The sequence below is a fragment of the Micromonospora sp. NBC_01638 genome (assembly GCF_045209745.1).
GTDB lineage: Bacteria > Actinomycetota > Actinomycetes > Mycobacteriales > Micromonosporaceae > Micromonospora.
In genome coordinates, this window is sequence record NZ_CP109273.1 from 5967079 (window position 1) to 5981448 (window position 14370).

11 protein-coding genes are annotated in these 14370 nt (G+C 71.9%); 8 read left to right on the plus strand and 3 right to left on the minus strand.

Translation table 11 applies throughout. The features are described from left to right. Positions 1 to 88: 88 nt before the first annotated feature. Positions 89 to 1435 (minus strand): ABC transporter substrate-binding protein, encoded by a 1347-nt coding sequence (locus OG811_RS27970; RefSeq protein ID WP_406069982.1) that lies wholly within the window; start codon positions 1433 to 1435, stop codon positions 89 to 91. Positions 1436 to 1454: 19 nt separating this feature from the next. Next, positions 1455 to 2585: a LacI family DNA-binding transcriptional regulator gene (locus OG811_RS27975; protein ID WP_406069983.1), complete on the minus strand. Its 1131-nt coding sequence runs from the start codon at positions 2583 to 2585 to the stop codon at positions 1455 to 1457. A 238-nt stretch (positions 2586 to 2823) separates the two neighbouring features. Here OG811_RS27975 and OG811_RS27980 point away from each other — a divergent pair, with 238 nt between their 5' ends. The 8 genes from OG811_RS27980 (at position 2824) to OG811_RS28015 (ending at position 13479) form a co-directional block, all read left to right on the plus strand. Next, positions 2824 to 4152 carry a Gfo/Idh/MocA family protein gene (locus OG811_RS27980; RefSeq protein WP_406069984.1) on the plus strand — a complete coding sequence of 443 codons (1329 nt, stop codon included), beginning with the start codon at positions 2824 to 2826 and terminating at the stop codon, positions 4150 to 4152. Between the two features lie 25 nt (positions 4153 to 4177). After that, entirely contained in the window at positions 4178 to 5611 is a 1434-nt protein-coding gene (uxaC, locus tag OG811_RS27985; RefSeq protein WP_406069985.1) for a glucuronate isomerase, read from the plus strand. Continuing rightward, the gene (locus OG811_RS27990; RefSeq protein ID WP_406069987.1) at positions 5608 to 6912 is read left to right on the plus strand and encodes an enolase C-terminal domain-like protein; all 1305 of its coding nucleotides are present in this window, start codon (positions 5608 to 5610) and stop codon (positions 6910 to 6912) included. The genes uxaC and OG811_RS27990 overlap by 4 nt, the downstream gene beginning before the upstream one ends. Continuing rightward, positions 6903 to 8396 carry a mannitol dehydrogenase family protein gene (locus tag OG811_RS27995; protein ID WP_406069988.1) on the plus strand — a complete coding sequence of 498 codons (1494 nt, stop codon included), beginning with the start codon at positions 6903 to 6905 and terminating at the stop codon, positions 8394 to 8396. Before OG811_RS27990 ends, OG811_RS27995 begins: the two co-directional genes overlap by 10 nt. Continuing rightward, the gene (locus tag OG811_RS28000) at positions 8386 to 9600 is read left to right on the plus strand and encodes a Gfo/Idh/MocA family protein (RefSeq protein ID WP_406069989.1); all 1215 of its coding nucleotides are present in this window, start codon (positions 8386 to 8388) and stop codon (positions 9598 to 9600) included. The genes OG811_RS27995 and OG811_RS28000 overlap by 11 nt, the downstream gene beginning before the upstream one ends. Before the next feature lie 76 nt (positions 9601 to 9676). After that, the gene (locus OG811_RS28005) at positions 9677 to 11098 is read left to right on the plus strand and encodes a polysaccharide lyase family 1 protein (RefSeq protein WP_406069991.1); all 1422 of its coding nucleotides are present in this window, start codon (positions 9677 to 9679) and stop codon (positions 11096 to 11098) included. A gap of 7 nt (positions 11099 to 11105) precedes the next feature. Further along, positions 11106 to 11831, plus strand: a complete 726-nt coding sequence (locus OG811_RS28010) for an HD domain-containing protein (RefSeq protein WP_406069993.1) — start codon at positions 11106 to 11108, stop codon at positions 11829 to 11831. A gap of 154 nt (positions 11832 to 11985) precedes the next feature. Next, positions 11986 to 13479, plus strand: a complete 1494-nt coding sequence (locus OG811_RS28015; RefSeq protein ID WP_406069995.1) for an FAD-binding oxidoreductase — start codon at positions 11986 to 11988, stop codon at positions 13477 to 13479. 105 nt (positions 13480 to 13584) lie between these two features. Here OG811_RS28015 and OG811_RS28020 read toward each other — a convergent pair whose 3' ends face one another. Next, positions 13585 to 14364: a BTAD domain-containing putative transcriptional regulator gene (locus tag OG811_RS28020; RefSeq protein WP_406069997.1), complete on the minus strand. Its 780-nt coding sequence runs from the start codon at positions 14362 to 14364 to the stop codon at positions 13585 to 13587. Between the last annotated feature and the right edge of the window lie 6 nt (positions 14365 to 14370).

Below are 14370 nucleotides of genomic sequence, written 5' to 3' on the forward strand. Positions count from 1 at the left end.
TAGGGTCTGTGTCGAAGTCCCCGGTCGAGCCGAGGCGGAGTCCAGGCGGCGGTCCGGCCAGGGACTTCGACACAGACCCTGGGGGCGGTCAGGCGATGGCGGACTTGCACGCCTCGATGAACTGGGCGGCGGCCTGGGCGGGGGTGGCCCGGCCGTACTGCGCGTTCTCGGCGGCCTTGATCAGCTCGGAGCGGACCTTGCTGTGTCCCTTGATCGGCACCTGCGGCGACGTGCCGAACTTCTGGGTCAGCTCCGCCTCGACGGCGATGGACTGCTTCATCGCCGGGTCGGTGGTGTCGTCGCTGACCACCCGGCGCAGGTCCTGGTTGGACGGCAGGCCCCGGTCGGTGCCGAGCAGTTTGACCGCCTCCTGGTCGTTGTTCAGGAAGTTGATCACGTCGACCGCGACGTCCTTGTGCTTGCTGCCCTTGAACACCGACCAGTACATCGAGGCCCGGGCCCACTGCGCGCTCGGGTCACCTGGGTAGGCGACGACGCCCAGCTCGTCCTTGGTGTTCTTCTTCAGATCGCGCATCTGGTTGGCCCAGACCCAGGAGGTCGCCGACTTGCCGGTGACCACCAGCTGCTTGGTGATGTCGCTGGAGTTGCCCTCGTGGATGACGTCGGCCGTCGGGGTGGCCTTGCGGTCCCGGGCGCCCTTCCACAGGTCGAACCACGTGGTCACGTCCTCGGCGGTGAAGCCCAGTTCCTTGCCCTGGTAGAGGTCCTTGCCCTGCTGGCGCAGCCAGACCCAGAACGCCTTGTAGTCGGCGCTCGGGTCCTGGGTGCCGGGCACCCTGGTCTTGGCGGTGACCTGCTCGGCCCAGGCGATGTGCTGCTCCCACGACATCCCGGTGGTCGGCTCGGGCAGGTTGTGCCTGGCCAGCAGCGTCTTGTTGTAGACCAGGCCCTGGGTGTTCTCCCCGGCAGCCAGCCCGGCGAGCTTGCCGTCGACAACGCCGTACTGCCAGAGGCTCTCCGGGAACTTGGAGGTGTCCAGCTTGCCGGACTTCTGGTACGAGGTGAGGTCGAGCGTGGTGTTGCGGGCCGCGTACTCGGCGAGGTAGTTGTCGTCGATCTGGAAGAGGTCCGGCGGGTTGCCGCCGGCGGTGAGCGTGGCCAGCTTGTCGAAGTAGCCCTGGTTGGCCTGCCAGGTCTTCTCGAAGGTCACGTTCGGGTGCTTCCTGGTGTAGAGGGCCAGCGCGTCCTCGGTCAGCTTGGCTCGGGCGTCGCCGCCCCACCAGAAGATGGACAGCTTGACCGGCGCGTTCGGGTCGGCGGCGCCGCCGTCGTCTCCGCAGGCCGCGGCCCCGAACATCAGCGGCGCGGCGACCGTCACGGCGAGCAGGCCGCGCAGCAGGCGCCGCCGAGGCAGGGCGGTACGGTGGGTGCGCCCGATGGGCGCGTCAGTGGTGGGGGGCGTTGCGGGGTGCATGTGCACTCACTCCTCGGCATTAGGAGGCGACGGCGTCACCGGTGGCCGCGGTCGGGATGCCCGGGCCCGCAGGGCAATGCGGGTCCGGGCTTTGCGGCGCGGCCAGGGGACGTGCCGGTCGGGCGTACGGGCCCGGACCGGTCGAGTCGCGGATGACCAGGTCGGTCTGCAGCATTACCTGTGCGGTGGTACGACGAGCGCCGAGCGCCGTGCCGGCACCGGACCCCCGCGCACCGCGCGGTGACTCGATGTCCTGTTGCAGCAGCATGTCGACGGCCGTCCGGCCGGCGGCCCCGGTGGGTGTGGCCACCGTCGTCAGTTTGGGGCGGGTGAGCCGGCTCAGGGCGATGTCATCGACCCCGACGACACTCACCTCCTGCGGCACCCGGACCCCGAGCGCGTCCAGCCCTTCGATGAGGCCGATCGCCATCAGGTCGTTGTAGGCGAGCACGGCTGACACGCCGCTGCGCCGCACCTGCTCGGCGGCGGCCGAGCCGCCGATCTCGGTGGGCGAGTTCGGGCCGAGCACGGTCAACTCCGCGCCGCCGGCTCGGGCGGCCGTGCCGGCGGCGCGGCGCATCTCCCGGTTGGTCCACGAGCTGCGCGGGCCACCGAGCAGCGCGATGCTGCGGTGACCCAGGCCGACCAGGTGCTCGATCGCCGCCCGGGCACCCTGCCCGACGTCCATCAGCACGCAGGGCAGGCCGGTCACCTGGCGGTTCACCACCACCAGCGGCACCTCACGGCTGAGCTGCTCGATCAGGCTGTTGCTCATCCGAGGACTGCACAGCAGCACCCCGTCCACCTGCTTGGCCAGCGCGTGGACCAGCTCCTCCTCGGCGGTCGGGTCCTCGTTGGTGTCGGCCACGAAGACGTGGTAATCGCGGTGCCGGGCCTGACTCTCCGCCGCTTTGATCAGCGGCGGGAAGAATGGGTTCGCGATGTCCGCGATGATCAGCCCGATGTTGTGCGTGCGCCCGGTGATCAGGGCTCGGGCGGCCCGGTTCGGCCGGTAGCCCAGGTCCTCCGCGCACGCCAGCACCCGGACCCGGGTCTCCGGGTTGACCAGGTGTGGAGCGGAGAACGTGCGGGACACGGTGGAGATGTGCACACCGGACGCCCGGGCGACGTCCCGGATGGTGACTGGCACGGCGGCCCCTTCGTCCGATGTGGCGGCGGTCACGTGGGTGTGGCCCATTAATGCAAACGGTTGCTCCAGTGTCAACGGTGAATGGTTACGGCTTCGCTGCGTCCGCACTCCCCTTGGTGACCTGCGACCCCGCAAACACTGACATATACCGCCGATTGTGGTGCCGTCGTTGACGCGATCGGATCGATCGTGATTACTTCACTGCAAACCTTTGCAGGATCACCGGGGAGGCGACCGTATGTCACCGAGAGCCGACGGCCGGGTCCGGTACGCCGTCGTGGGCACCGGCGCGCGGGCGGAGATGTTCGTCCGGGCCCTGGTGCTCGACCACGCCGACACCGCCGAGCTGGTCGCCTTCGCCGACGTCAACCAGGCCCGGATGGACGCGCACAACCGCTGGCTGTCCGAGCTGGGCCACCGTCCGCTGCCCACGTACCGGGCCGCTGACTTCGCCGCCATGCTGGACAAGGAACGCGTCGACGTCGTCCTGGTCACCAGTGTGGACGTCACCCACGACGAGTACGTGGTGGCCGCGCTGCGCGCCGGCCGGGAGGTCGTCACCGAAAAGCCGATGACCGTGGACGCGCCGCGCTGCCGACGCATCCTGGACGCGGTGCGCAAGACCGGCGGTCGGGTGACGGTCGCGTTCAACTACCGCTACAACCCGCTGCACGAACAGGTCCGCCGGCTGCTCGCCGAGGGCGCGGTCGGCGAGATCGGCTCGGTGCACTTCGAGTGGCTGCTCGACGTACGCCACGGCGCCGACTACTTCCGCCGCTGGCACCGCGACAAGGCCACCTCCGGTGGGCTGATGGTGCACAAGGCCAGCCACCACTTCGACCTGGTCAACTGGTGGCTGGCCGCCACCCCCGTCGAGGTGTACGCGGCCGGCCGGCTCTTCTTCTACGGCGAGGGCGGCCGCCGGCACGGCTACGCCCGCGACTACGACCGGGCGCACGGCTCCCCCGCCGCCGTCGACGACCCGTTCGCGTTGCGGCTGGACGCGCACCCCCGACTGCGTGAGCTGTACCTCGACGCCGAGGCCGAGGACGGCTACCAGCGCGACCGCAACGTCTTCGCCCCCGGGGTGAGCATCGAGGACGACATGGCGGTGCTCGCCCGCTACTCCACCGGCGCCACGATGACCTACCACCTCACCGCGTACGCCCCCTGGGAGGGCTACCGGGTGATGGTCAACGGCAGCCGGGGCCGGCTGGAGCTCGAGGTCACCGAGAACGACTTCGTCGACCGGGGCACGGCCGGCGCGGTCAAGGGCGCCGCCCTGCACGGCACCGAGGCGCCGGCCGAGGGCGGTGGTGCGACGCTCACCCTGCGCCCGTTCTGGGCGCCGCCCCAGCAGATCCCGGTCGAGCGGCGGACCCGGCACGGGCACGGGGGCGCGGACGCCCGGATGACCGGGGTGCTCTTCGGCGGCCAACCCGACCCGCTGGACCGCGCCGCGACCGCCGATGACGGCGCGTTGGCCCTGCTCACCGGCCTGGCCGCCAACCGGTCCTTCGAGACCGGCCAACCGGTCCGGGTCGCCGACCTGCTCACCCCCCGCTGACACAGGAGACGAGGAGCCCATCCCCGTGCCGACGTTCGACCACACCGACCTGCTCCTACCGCCCGAACCCGGCCAGCGCGCGCTGGCCCGGGAGTTGTACGCGCTGGCCGCGGAGCAACCCATCATCTCGCCGCACGGGCACGTCGACCCGGCCCTGCTCGCCGAGGACCGACCCTTCCCGGACCCGGCGCAGCTGCTCATCGTGCCCGACCACTACCTGACCCGGATGCTGCTCAGCCAGGGCGTACCCCCGGCGGAACTGGGCGTGCCCACCCGCGACGGCAGCCCGGTGGAGACCGACGGCCGGGTGATCTGGCGACGCTTCGCCGCACACTGGCACCTCTTCCGGGGCACCCCGTCGCGGCTCTGGCTGGAGCAGACCTTCCGCACCGTGTTCGGGGTGCACACCCCGTTCGGCCCGGCCACCGCCGACACCCTGTACGACGAGATCGCGGCCCGGCTCGCCGAGCCGGGCTTCCGACCCCGGGCGCTGTTCGAGCGATTCGGCATCGAGGTGCTGGCCACCACCGAGTCGCCACTGGACGACCTCGGCCAGCACGCCAAGCTCGCCGCCGACGGCTGGGGTGGGCCGGGCGGCCGGGTGGTCACCACGTTCCGCCCCGACGACGTGGTGGACATGGAGTTCGACGGCTGGTCGACCAACGTGGACCGGCTCGGTGAGCTGGCCGGCGAGGACACCGGCACGTACGCCGGCTACCTGGCCGCGCTGCGGGCTCGGCGCGCCGCGTTCATCGCCGCCGGCGCAACGTCCTCCGACCACGGCCACCCCACCGCGCGCACCCTGGACCTGGCACCGGAGGAGGCCGAGCGGCTGTACGACCGGGGCCGGCGCGGCGCGGCCGACGCCGCCGACGCGGAGGCGTTCCGGGCGCACATGCTCGTGGAGTTCGCCCGGATGTCCCTCGACGACGGCCTGGTCATGCAGCTGCACCCCGGCGCGGTGCGCAACCACAACCGTTGGCTGCACGCCCGGCACGGCCGGGACGTCGGCGGCGACATCCCACAGGCCACCGAGTACGTGCACGCGCTCGCCCCGCTGTTGGAGCGCTACGGCAACGACCCGCGGCTGCGGGTGGTGCTCTACACCCTCGACGAGGACACCTTCACCCGGGAGCTGGCGCCGCTGGCCGGTGGGTACGCTGCGCTGCTGCTCGGCGCGCCCTGGTGGTTCCTGGACTCCCCCGAGGTGCTGCGCCGGTTCCGGGAGACGGTCACCGAGAGCGCCGGTTTCTACAACACCACCGGGTTCGTCGACGACACCCGGGCGTTCTGCTCCATCCCGGTCCGCCACGACGTGGCCCGCCGGGTGGACGCCGGCTTCCTGGCCCGGCTGGTCGCCGAGCACCGGCTGCCGATGGACGAGGCCGCCGAGACCATCGTCGACCTGGCGTACCGGCTGCCCAAGCGGGTCTTCAACTTTGGAAAGGCGGACCAGTGACGGTGACCATCACCTCCGTCGAGGTGCACGACGTGCGGTTCCCGACCGCCGCCCGGGGCGACGGCTCCGACGCGATCAACCGCGGTGACTACTCGGCGACGTACGTGGAGCTGGGCACCGACGCCGGGCCGACCGGCGCGGGGTTCACCTTCACCAACGGCCGGGGCAACGAGATCACCTGCGCGGCGGTCCGCGCGCTGGCCCACCACGTGCAAGGGCGCACGATCGAGGAGATCGCGGCCGAGCCGGTGGCGTTCTGGCGCTCGCTCAGCGCCGACGTGCAGCTGCGCTGGCTGGGCCCCGAGAAGGGCGTCATCCACATGGCGACCGGGGCGCTGGTCAACGCGGTCTGGGACCTGCGGGCCACCCTGGCCGGCAAGCCGATGTGGCGGTTCCTCGCCGAGCTGCCCACCGACGAGTTGGTGGCCAGCGTCGACTTCCGGCACATCACCGACGCGCTCACCCCGGACGAGGCAGCCGCCATCCTCGACAAAGGATTGATCGGAGGCGATGGCCGGCTCGCCGAGCTCAAGCAGAATGGTTTCTCCTCGTACACCACCTCGGTCGGCTGGCTCGGCTACCCGGACGACAAGGTGCGAGCGCTGACCCGGCAGGCGTACGACGACGGGTGGCGTGCGATGAAGATGAAGGTCGGCGGCCCGCTCGCGGACGACCTGCGTCGGGCTCGGATCATCCGGGAGGAGATCGGCCCGGACGCGCTGTTGATGATGGACGCCAACCAGGTCTGGGATGTCGACGAGGCGATCGCGGCGATGGCCACGCTGGCCGAGGTGGATCCGTACTGGATCGAGGAGCCGACCCACGCCGACGACATCCTCGGGCACGCCCGGATCGCCCGGGCGGTGCGCGAGCTGACCGGCGGCCGGTGTCGAGTGGCGACCGGTGAGGTGGCCGCCAACCGGGTGATCTTCAAGCAGCTGTTGCAGGCCGAGGCGATCGGCGTGATGCAGATCGACGCGTGTCGGGTCGGCGGCGTCAACGAGGTCCTGGCCGAGCTGCTGCTGGCGGCGAAGTTCGGGGTGCCGGTCTGCCCGCACGCCGGCGGTGTCGGCCTCTGCGAGTATGTCCAGCACCTGGCGATCTTCGACTACCTGCGGGTGGGCACCGGCCTGGACGGTCGGATGATCGAGTACGTCGACCACCTGCATGAGCACTTCGTCGATCCGGTACGCACCCGCGGTGGCCGCTACCTGCTGCCCGCGCGGCCCGGTTACAGCGCCACCATGAAGCCGGCGTCGATCGCCGAGTTCCGCTTCCCGGACGGCCCGGCGTGGCGGTGACCGTCGGCGCCTCCCGGCTCGGCCTGGGCATGCTGCGCCGGCTGCCCGCCGAGGCCCGCCCCCTGATCCGTCCGGGGACCGTGCCGGCCGGTGTCGTGCATCTGGGACTGGGTGCGTTCCACCGGGCGCACCAGGCTGTCTACACCGAGGTAGCCGTCGGCGCGGCCGGCGGCGACTGGGGCATCGTGGCCGTCGCCCCGCGCAGCACCGCCCTGGTCGAGGCGCTCACCGCGCAGGACAACCTGTTCAGCGTCAGCACCCTCTCCGCCGCCGGCAGCGCCACCCGGGTGGTGGGCGCCCTGAGCGGGGTACGGCACGCGGCCAGCGACCCGGACGCCGTGGTGGCGCTGCTCGCCGACCCGGCCGTGCGGGTGGTCACGCTGACCATCACCGAGAAGGCGTACCAACTCGACCCGGTGACCGGCCGGTTGTGCCCGGATTCGGCGCTCGCCGCGGACCTGGCCGGTGGCCGCCCGCCGAGCACGGTGCCGGGGCTGCTGCTGCGCGGGCTGGCCGCCCGGGCCGCCGCGGACGCCGGGCCGGTGGCCCTGGTCAGCTGCGACAACCTCCCGGCCAACGGCCGACGACTGCGCGGCATGCTCGACCAGGCGGTCGGTCGGGCCGTCGGGGTGCCCGCCGGGCTGGTCGACTGGGTGGCCGGCAACGTCACCTGCCCGGGCACCATGGTGGACCGGATCGTGCCGGCCAGCACGCCGGAGACGATCGAGGCGGCCCGCCGGGCGCTCGGCGTGACCGACCTGGCCGCGGTGGCCGCCGAGCCGTACGCGCAGTGGGTGATCGAGGACGACTTCCCCGGCGGCCGGCCGGGCTGGGAGCACGCCGGGGCGGTGCTCACCGACGACGCCGGCCCGTGGGAGCGGCTGAAGCTGCGCACCCTCAACGGCGTGCACTCGGCCGTGGCGTACCTGGGCGCGTTGGCCGGTCGGGAGACGATCGCCGACGCGCTGGAGATCCCGCACCTGGGCGACGTGCTGCGTCGGCTGATCGCGGAGGACGTGGCGGCGAGCTTCACGCCGCCGGACGGGGTCCGGGTGGTCGACTACGGCGAGCAGGTCCTCACCCGGTTCGGTAACCCGGCGATCCACCACCGCACCCTGCAGGTGGCGATGGACGGCTCGCAGAAGCTGCCGCAGCGGGTCCTGCACACCATCGTCGACCTGCGCGCCGCCGGCCGCTGCGCGCGTTGGGGCGCACTGGTGGTGGCCGCGTGGCTGCGTTTCGCGCTGGGCCACGCCGACGACGGGCATCCGTTGCCGTTCCAGGACCCACTGGCCGGGCCGATCCGCGCCGCGCTGGACGCCGGCACGCAGAGCCCGGCGGGCGCGGTCGACGCGGTCTTCGCCCTGCGCGACGTCATCCCGGTCGAGGTGGCCGAGGACGACGAGGTCCGCGCCGACGTGATCGCCTGGCTGACCGCGCTGGAGCGGCACGGGGTCGAGGCCACCCTGGCCGGTGCCCGGTGACCGGGCCGACGCTGGCCGGTGCGTGGTGAACGGGGGGACGCCACCGCCCCGGGTGGCGGTGATCGGCGCGAACGGGCACGGACGCTGGCACCGACGGGTGATCGCGCCGCTGCACGCCGCCGGTCGGTTGCGGCTGGTCGCCCTGGTCGACGTCCGGCCGGTGGAGGACGATCCGGCGGCGCCGGTGCCGCCCGGCGTCGAGGTGTTCACCGACCACCGGGCGATGCTCGCCGCCACCCGGCCGGAGGTGGTGGTGATCTGCACACCGCCGCACACCCACCTGGCGATCGCCCGCGACGCTCTGGCCACCGGTGCGGACCTGCTGCTGGAGAAGCCGCCGGTGCTGTCGCTGGCCGAGCACGAGGAGCTGACCTGGGCGTTGGCCGCCGCCGGCCGGGTGGCCCAGGTCGGCTTCCAGGCGCTCGGCTCGGCGGCCCTCACCGCGCTGACCGACGCGCTGGCCGCAGGCCGGCTGGGCACGGTCACCGGCATCTCCACCGTCGCCGCGTGGCAACGGCCGGACGCCTACTACGCCCGCTCCCCCTGGGCCGGTCGACGGAGTCTCAACGGTCGGCCGGTGCTGGACGGCGCGCTGGCCAACCCGCTCGCGCACGCGGTGATGCAGTGCCTGGCGATCGCCGGGGCGCTCGGCGGGGCGACGCCCTGGCCGGTCGCGATCGAGGTGGAACGCTACCGGGTCCGGCCGATCGAGGTGGAGGACACCGCCGTGCTGCGGGTCCTGTTCCGCGCCGGCCCACCCGTGCTGGTGGCGGTGACCCTGGCCGCCGAGGAGTTCGTGGCGGGCGAGGTGGTGGTGACCGGTTCGGCGGGGCAGGCGGTGCTGGAGTACCCGACAGACCGGTTGCGGCTGCCCGGAGACGTGGTGACCCGCCGCGTCCCGGGGCGGCAGGGGCTGCTGGAGAACCTCCTCGCACACCGGGTCGACCCGGCGGGGGTGCCGTTGATCGCCCCGCTGGCCCGTACCGCGCCGCTCACCGCGCTGCTGGACGCGTTGCGGGCCGCGCCGGAGCCCCGGCTGCTCGACGGCGACCTGGTGACCGCGGTGGGCGAAGGCAGGGATCGGGTCCGCCACCTGCGGGGCGTGGTCGACGTGCTGCGTCGGGCCGCCGAGCGGGGGGCGCTCCCGAGCGAACTGGCGGTGCCGTGGGCGGCCGCCGCGTACCGCGCCGAACTGGCGGGATAGAAGGACAGCAGACATCGCCCGAGATTGTGCGGGCCGCATTGGACCGACCCACACCACCAGCGAATGGAGACCGTCGATGCGCAGAATTCTCACCGGCGCTACGGTGATCGCGCTCCTGCTCGGTGCCGCCCCGGCCGCCGCCGCTCCCCGCCCCGACGTCGCGTCCGCCGATCGGCTCTCCTGGTTGGCCCGTCAGCTCGGGCGGCAGGCCCTGCCCGAGCGCGACGGCTGGGCGGCCGAGGGCGCCGGCACCAGCGGCGGCTCGGCGGCCACCCCGGACCGGACCCGGGTGGTGCACAGCCGGGCCGAGCTGGTCGCCGCGCTGGGCGGTGACAACGCCAGCAACGCCACCGACGCCACGCCGAAGCTCATCTACGTCGACGGCGCCATCGACGGCTTCGAGGGGCCCGACGGTACGCCGCTGAGCTGCGCCGAGCTGGCCGACCCGGCGTACGGGTTGGACGCCTACCTGGCCGCGTACGACCCGGCGGTGTGGGGACGGGTGCCACCGAGCGGGCCGCTGGAGGAGGCCCGGGTGCGCTCGGTGACCAACCAGACCCGGCAGACCCAGGTCAACGTCGGCCCGAACACCACGATCGTCGGGCTGCGGGGTGCTCGACTGAGCGGCCTCACCCTGATGATCGACCGGGCGTCGAACGTCATCGTCCGCAACCTGACCTTCGTCGACGCCCGGGACTGCTTTCCCGCCTGGTCACCGACCGACGGCGAGGCCGGCAACTGGAACAGCCAGTACGACCAGATCTCCGTTCGCCGCAGCGACAACGTCTGGGTCGACCACAACACCTTCACCGACGGTGACAACCCGGACAACGCCCAGCCGGTCCACTTCGGCCGGCCGTACCAGGTGCACGACGGGTCGTTGGACATCACGCACACCGCCAGCCTGGTCACCGCGTCGTGGAACCGCTTCACCGGTCGGGACAAGCTGATGCTGATCGGCTCGTCCAACACGGTCGGCCCGGACGTGGGGCGGCTGAAGGTCACCCTGCACCACAACCTCTTCGACGGCGTCCTGCAACGGCTGCCCCGGGTGCGCTTCGGTCAGGTCGACGTCTACAACAACCACTACCGGCTCGGTGGGGACGACTTCCAGTACGCGCTCGGCGTCGGCGTCCAGTCGGCGATCTACGCGCAGAACAACTTCTTCACTCTGGACGCGACGGTCGACCCGGCCGATCTGCTCTACGACTGGGGCGGCACCGCGCTGACCGAGCGGGGCTCCTGGGTGCGCCAGGGCGGCGGCCTGGCACGACCGGTCGACCTGCTGGCGGCGTACAACGCGACCCATGATCCGGACCTCGGGGCCGACGCGGGCTGGACGCCCGTCCTGCGCCGCGACCCCGTCCTGCCGGCCCCGCTGGTCCCCCTCCTGGTGGACCCTCTCGCCGGAGCCACCGTGCCGCTGGTGGTGACGGCCGGGACTTGTGGTCGGGTCGGCGACGTAGGGGCTCATCGATGTGGTGGAGATCGGCTATAAGTGACGCATGGACTTCCCGCCGCACCTGGGCAGCATGCCGATGCACGCGATCACCGAGATCCACGGCGAACCGGGTCTGCTGGAACGTTTCCGGTTGGAGGTCCAACAGTTCGACGACACCGCCCGAGCACGGCTGACCGCCGCGCTCGACCTCGCCGCCGAGCTGCACCGCGACGACCGACGCGTTCGCGAGCCGTACCTCAATCACCTGCTGCGGGTGACGATCCGGTTGATGCACCACTATCAGGTGCGTGACGTGGACGTGATCGTCGCCGGCCTGCTGCACGACGCGGTGGAGGACCACCCGGCCGAGTTGGCCGACGGCGACCCGGGAGCCGACCCGACCGGGGCCGCGCTGGCCGCGCTCGCCGCGCGGTTCGGGCCGCGGGTGGCCACCCTGGTAGCCGCCGTCACCAACCCGGCGTACGACCCGCAGCGCGACCGTAACGCGCAGTACCGGGAGCACCTGGCGGTGAGCCTGGACCGGGAGCCCTGGGCCCGGGTGATCAAGGTGTCGGACTTCACCGACAACGGCGTGGGGGTGATCCACACGGTCGGGCCGAAGGTCGTCTCGTCGGCCCGGAAGTACCGGCCGCTGGTGCCGCTCTTCCGGGACCTCATCGGCCGGCCGGACACGCCGTTGTCACTGGCGGTGAAGCGGCACATCTTCGGCCAGCTCGACCTTGCCGAGGAGCGGTTCAGCGCCATCCTGGACCAGCCCGCCCCGAACTGACTGACCCGGCACCGCATCACCCGACCGGGTTCCGTGACAAGTTCTCAGATCTTCGAAGAAGCCTCGGGCATTACGGTTGGTTTGCGCCAAATGAGAGGCAAAGGCCCTCTTGGTTCATATTTCGGGCGTGACACCGATCGAGAGGATTTGGACCATGCGCGACCTTTCTCGTCGCGATCTGCTCAGGGCGACCGCCGTTGGCGCCGGAGCGGTCGCTCTCCCGAGCATGATCGCCGGTAGCTCGGCAATCGCGGCCGATGGTCCCGGGTGGCCCTCCGACGCGAAGTACCCGCCGGCGGAGCTGACCGGCCGCATCGTCCGCCCCCAGAGCCCCAACTACGCGAGTGCGAGCCTCGGCTGGGACGAGTTGTTCGTTCACTATCCGCTGGTCATCGTCTTCGCTCAGGAGACCCAGGACGTGGTCAACGCCCTCACCTGGGCGCGGCAGAACAACGTCGCGCTGCGGGTGCGCAGCGGCCGCCACAGCCTCGAAGGCTGGTCGAACGTCGACAACGGCATCGTGATCGACGTCAGCGAGCTGAAGGATGCCCACATCGACCCCGCCAGTCGCACCGCACGGGTCGGCGCCGGGCTCAACCAGTCGGAGGCGGTGACCGCGCTCGGGGAGTACGACCTGGCGGCGACGACGGGCACGGAGGGCACCGTGGGCCTGTCCGGTGCGACCCTCGGCGGCGGCTTCGGCTTCCTGACCCGCTATCTCGGCATGGCCTGCGACAACCTGATCGGGGCGGAAATCGTCGTCGCGGCCGGCGCCGACGGCGCGAAGGTGCTCGAGGTGGACCCGTGGAACCACTCGGACCTGCTCTGGGCGCTGCGCGGAGCGGGAAACGGCAACTTCGGGATCGTCACCTCACTGACCTACAAGGTGGCTCCGCTCAAGACTGTCGCCTACCTGCAGGCGACCTGGGAAGGCCTCGACGACCTGCACGGGGTCTTCGACTCCTGGCAGCGCAGCGCACCGTTCACCGACCCCCGCCTCGGCACCCAACTCGAGATCCACCCGAACGAGATCCTGCTGTTCGGGGTGCTCGCGGAAGGATCGGAGGCGGAGGTGCGAAAGCTGCTGGCACCGGTCCTCTCGGTCGGCAACCCCACGGTGACGGTGCAGATCGGCGGCTGGAGCGACACCTATGCCGGCTTCCAGATTCCGACCGAGGACGAGCCCGCGAACTGGAAGTTCTTCTCCCAGTTCACCCGCGAACCGTTCCCGGAGAAGGCGATCAGTGTGATTCGCGCGTTCATGGAGGACGCCCCTTCCGCCGACAGCAACTTCTTCACCCAGGCCTTCGGCACCGGGGCGCAGCGGCAGGAACCGTTCGGTGGCACGGCTTTCCCGCACCGCGACGCGCTCTTCTACTCCGAGCCCGGCGTTGGCTGGGGCACTCGCGGAGAACCGGACAGCGGTGACGACGTCACCCCGATCGCCCAGACCTGGATCGCCGAGTTCAGCCAGGCGCTCCGGCCCTACGTGGACGGCGCCTACGTCAACGTGCCGAACATCGGGATGGCCGAGTGGGAGACCGCCTACTGGGGACGCAACTTCGACCGGCTGCGCCGGATCAAGGCGAAGTACGACCCCCACAACGTCTTCCAGTACGAACAGAGCGTGCCGCCCGCGACACACTGATCCGCACAACAGGCAGTGCCGGTCGGGGGTGCCCTGGGGGCGGCATGGGGGCGCGCGTGACGTCGGCGACCGGTCGGGGGGACGTCGGGTGTGACCGTGAGTCGATCACGGATACCGGGATGCACCCCCGGCCATGCCGGCCCGCACCAGGTGCTCCAGCCAGGGCGTCGGGGCGACGCCCAACTCCCGGCCCAGGTCGGCGCGGAACAGCTCGAACCGTCGTACCGCCTCGTTGATGTTGCGCTCCGCCAGGTGCACGGCGATCAACGTGCGGGTGGCGCTCTCCCGCAGCGGCTCCAACTGCACAGCGGTCAGCGCCACCTGCACCGCCTCGCTGAACCGGCCCTGCGTGGTGAGCCGCTCGGCGAGGGCCTCCAGCGCGTACAGCTGCGTCTGACGGAGCCGTTCGCGCTCGGTCAGCACCCAGTCGTCGTACCAGCCGGGCAGCAGTTCGCCGGTCGCCAGCGCCGGCACACCGGGGCCGCCGCCGACCGGTGACCCGCCGGCCAGCAGTGCGGTGGCCGCCGTGCTCAGGGTGGCCACGTCGCTGGTCACCCCGGCGGCCAATGCCAGCCGGTCGTCCTCCTCCACCAGAGGCTCGGGGGTGACCCGGTGCAGCCGCCAGAGCATGGTCCGCAGGTTGGCCCGGGCCCGCTCCTCGTGCGAGCCGGGCCAGAGCGTGCCGGCGGCCTCAGACCGGGCACACCGCTGGCGTACGCCGAGGTAGGCCAGCAGTCGGCGGGCACCCTGCGGCACCGCCACCACCCGCCCGTCGCGTTCCAACCCGAACCCGCCGAGCAGCCGCAGCGCGTACCGGGGAGGCTGCCCCGCGTCGGTCTCGGGTGCCCCGGCGCGAAGCCCGTGCGTTACCTCGTGAACAGCCATGCATGC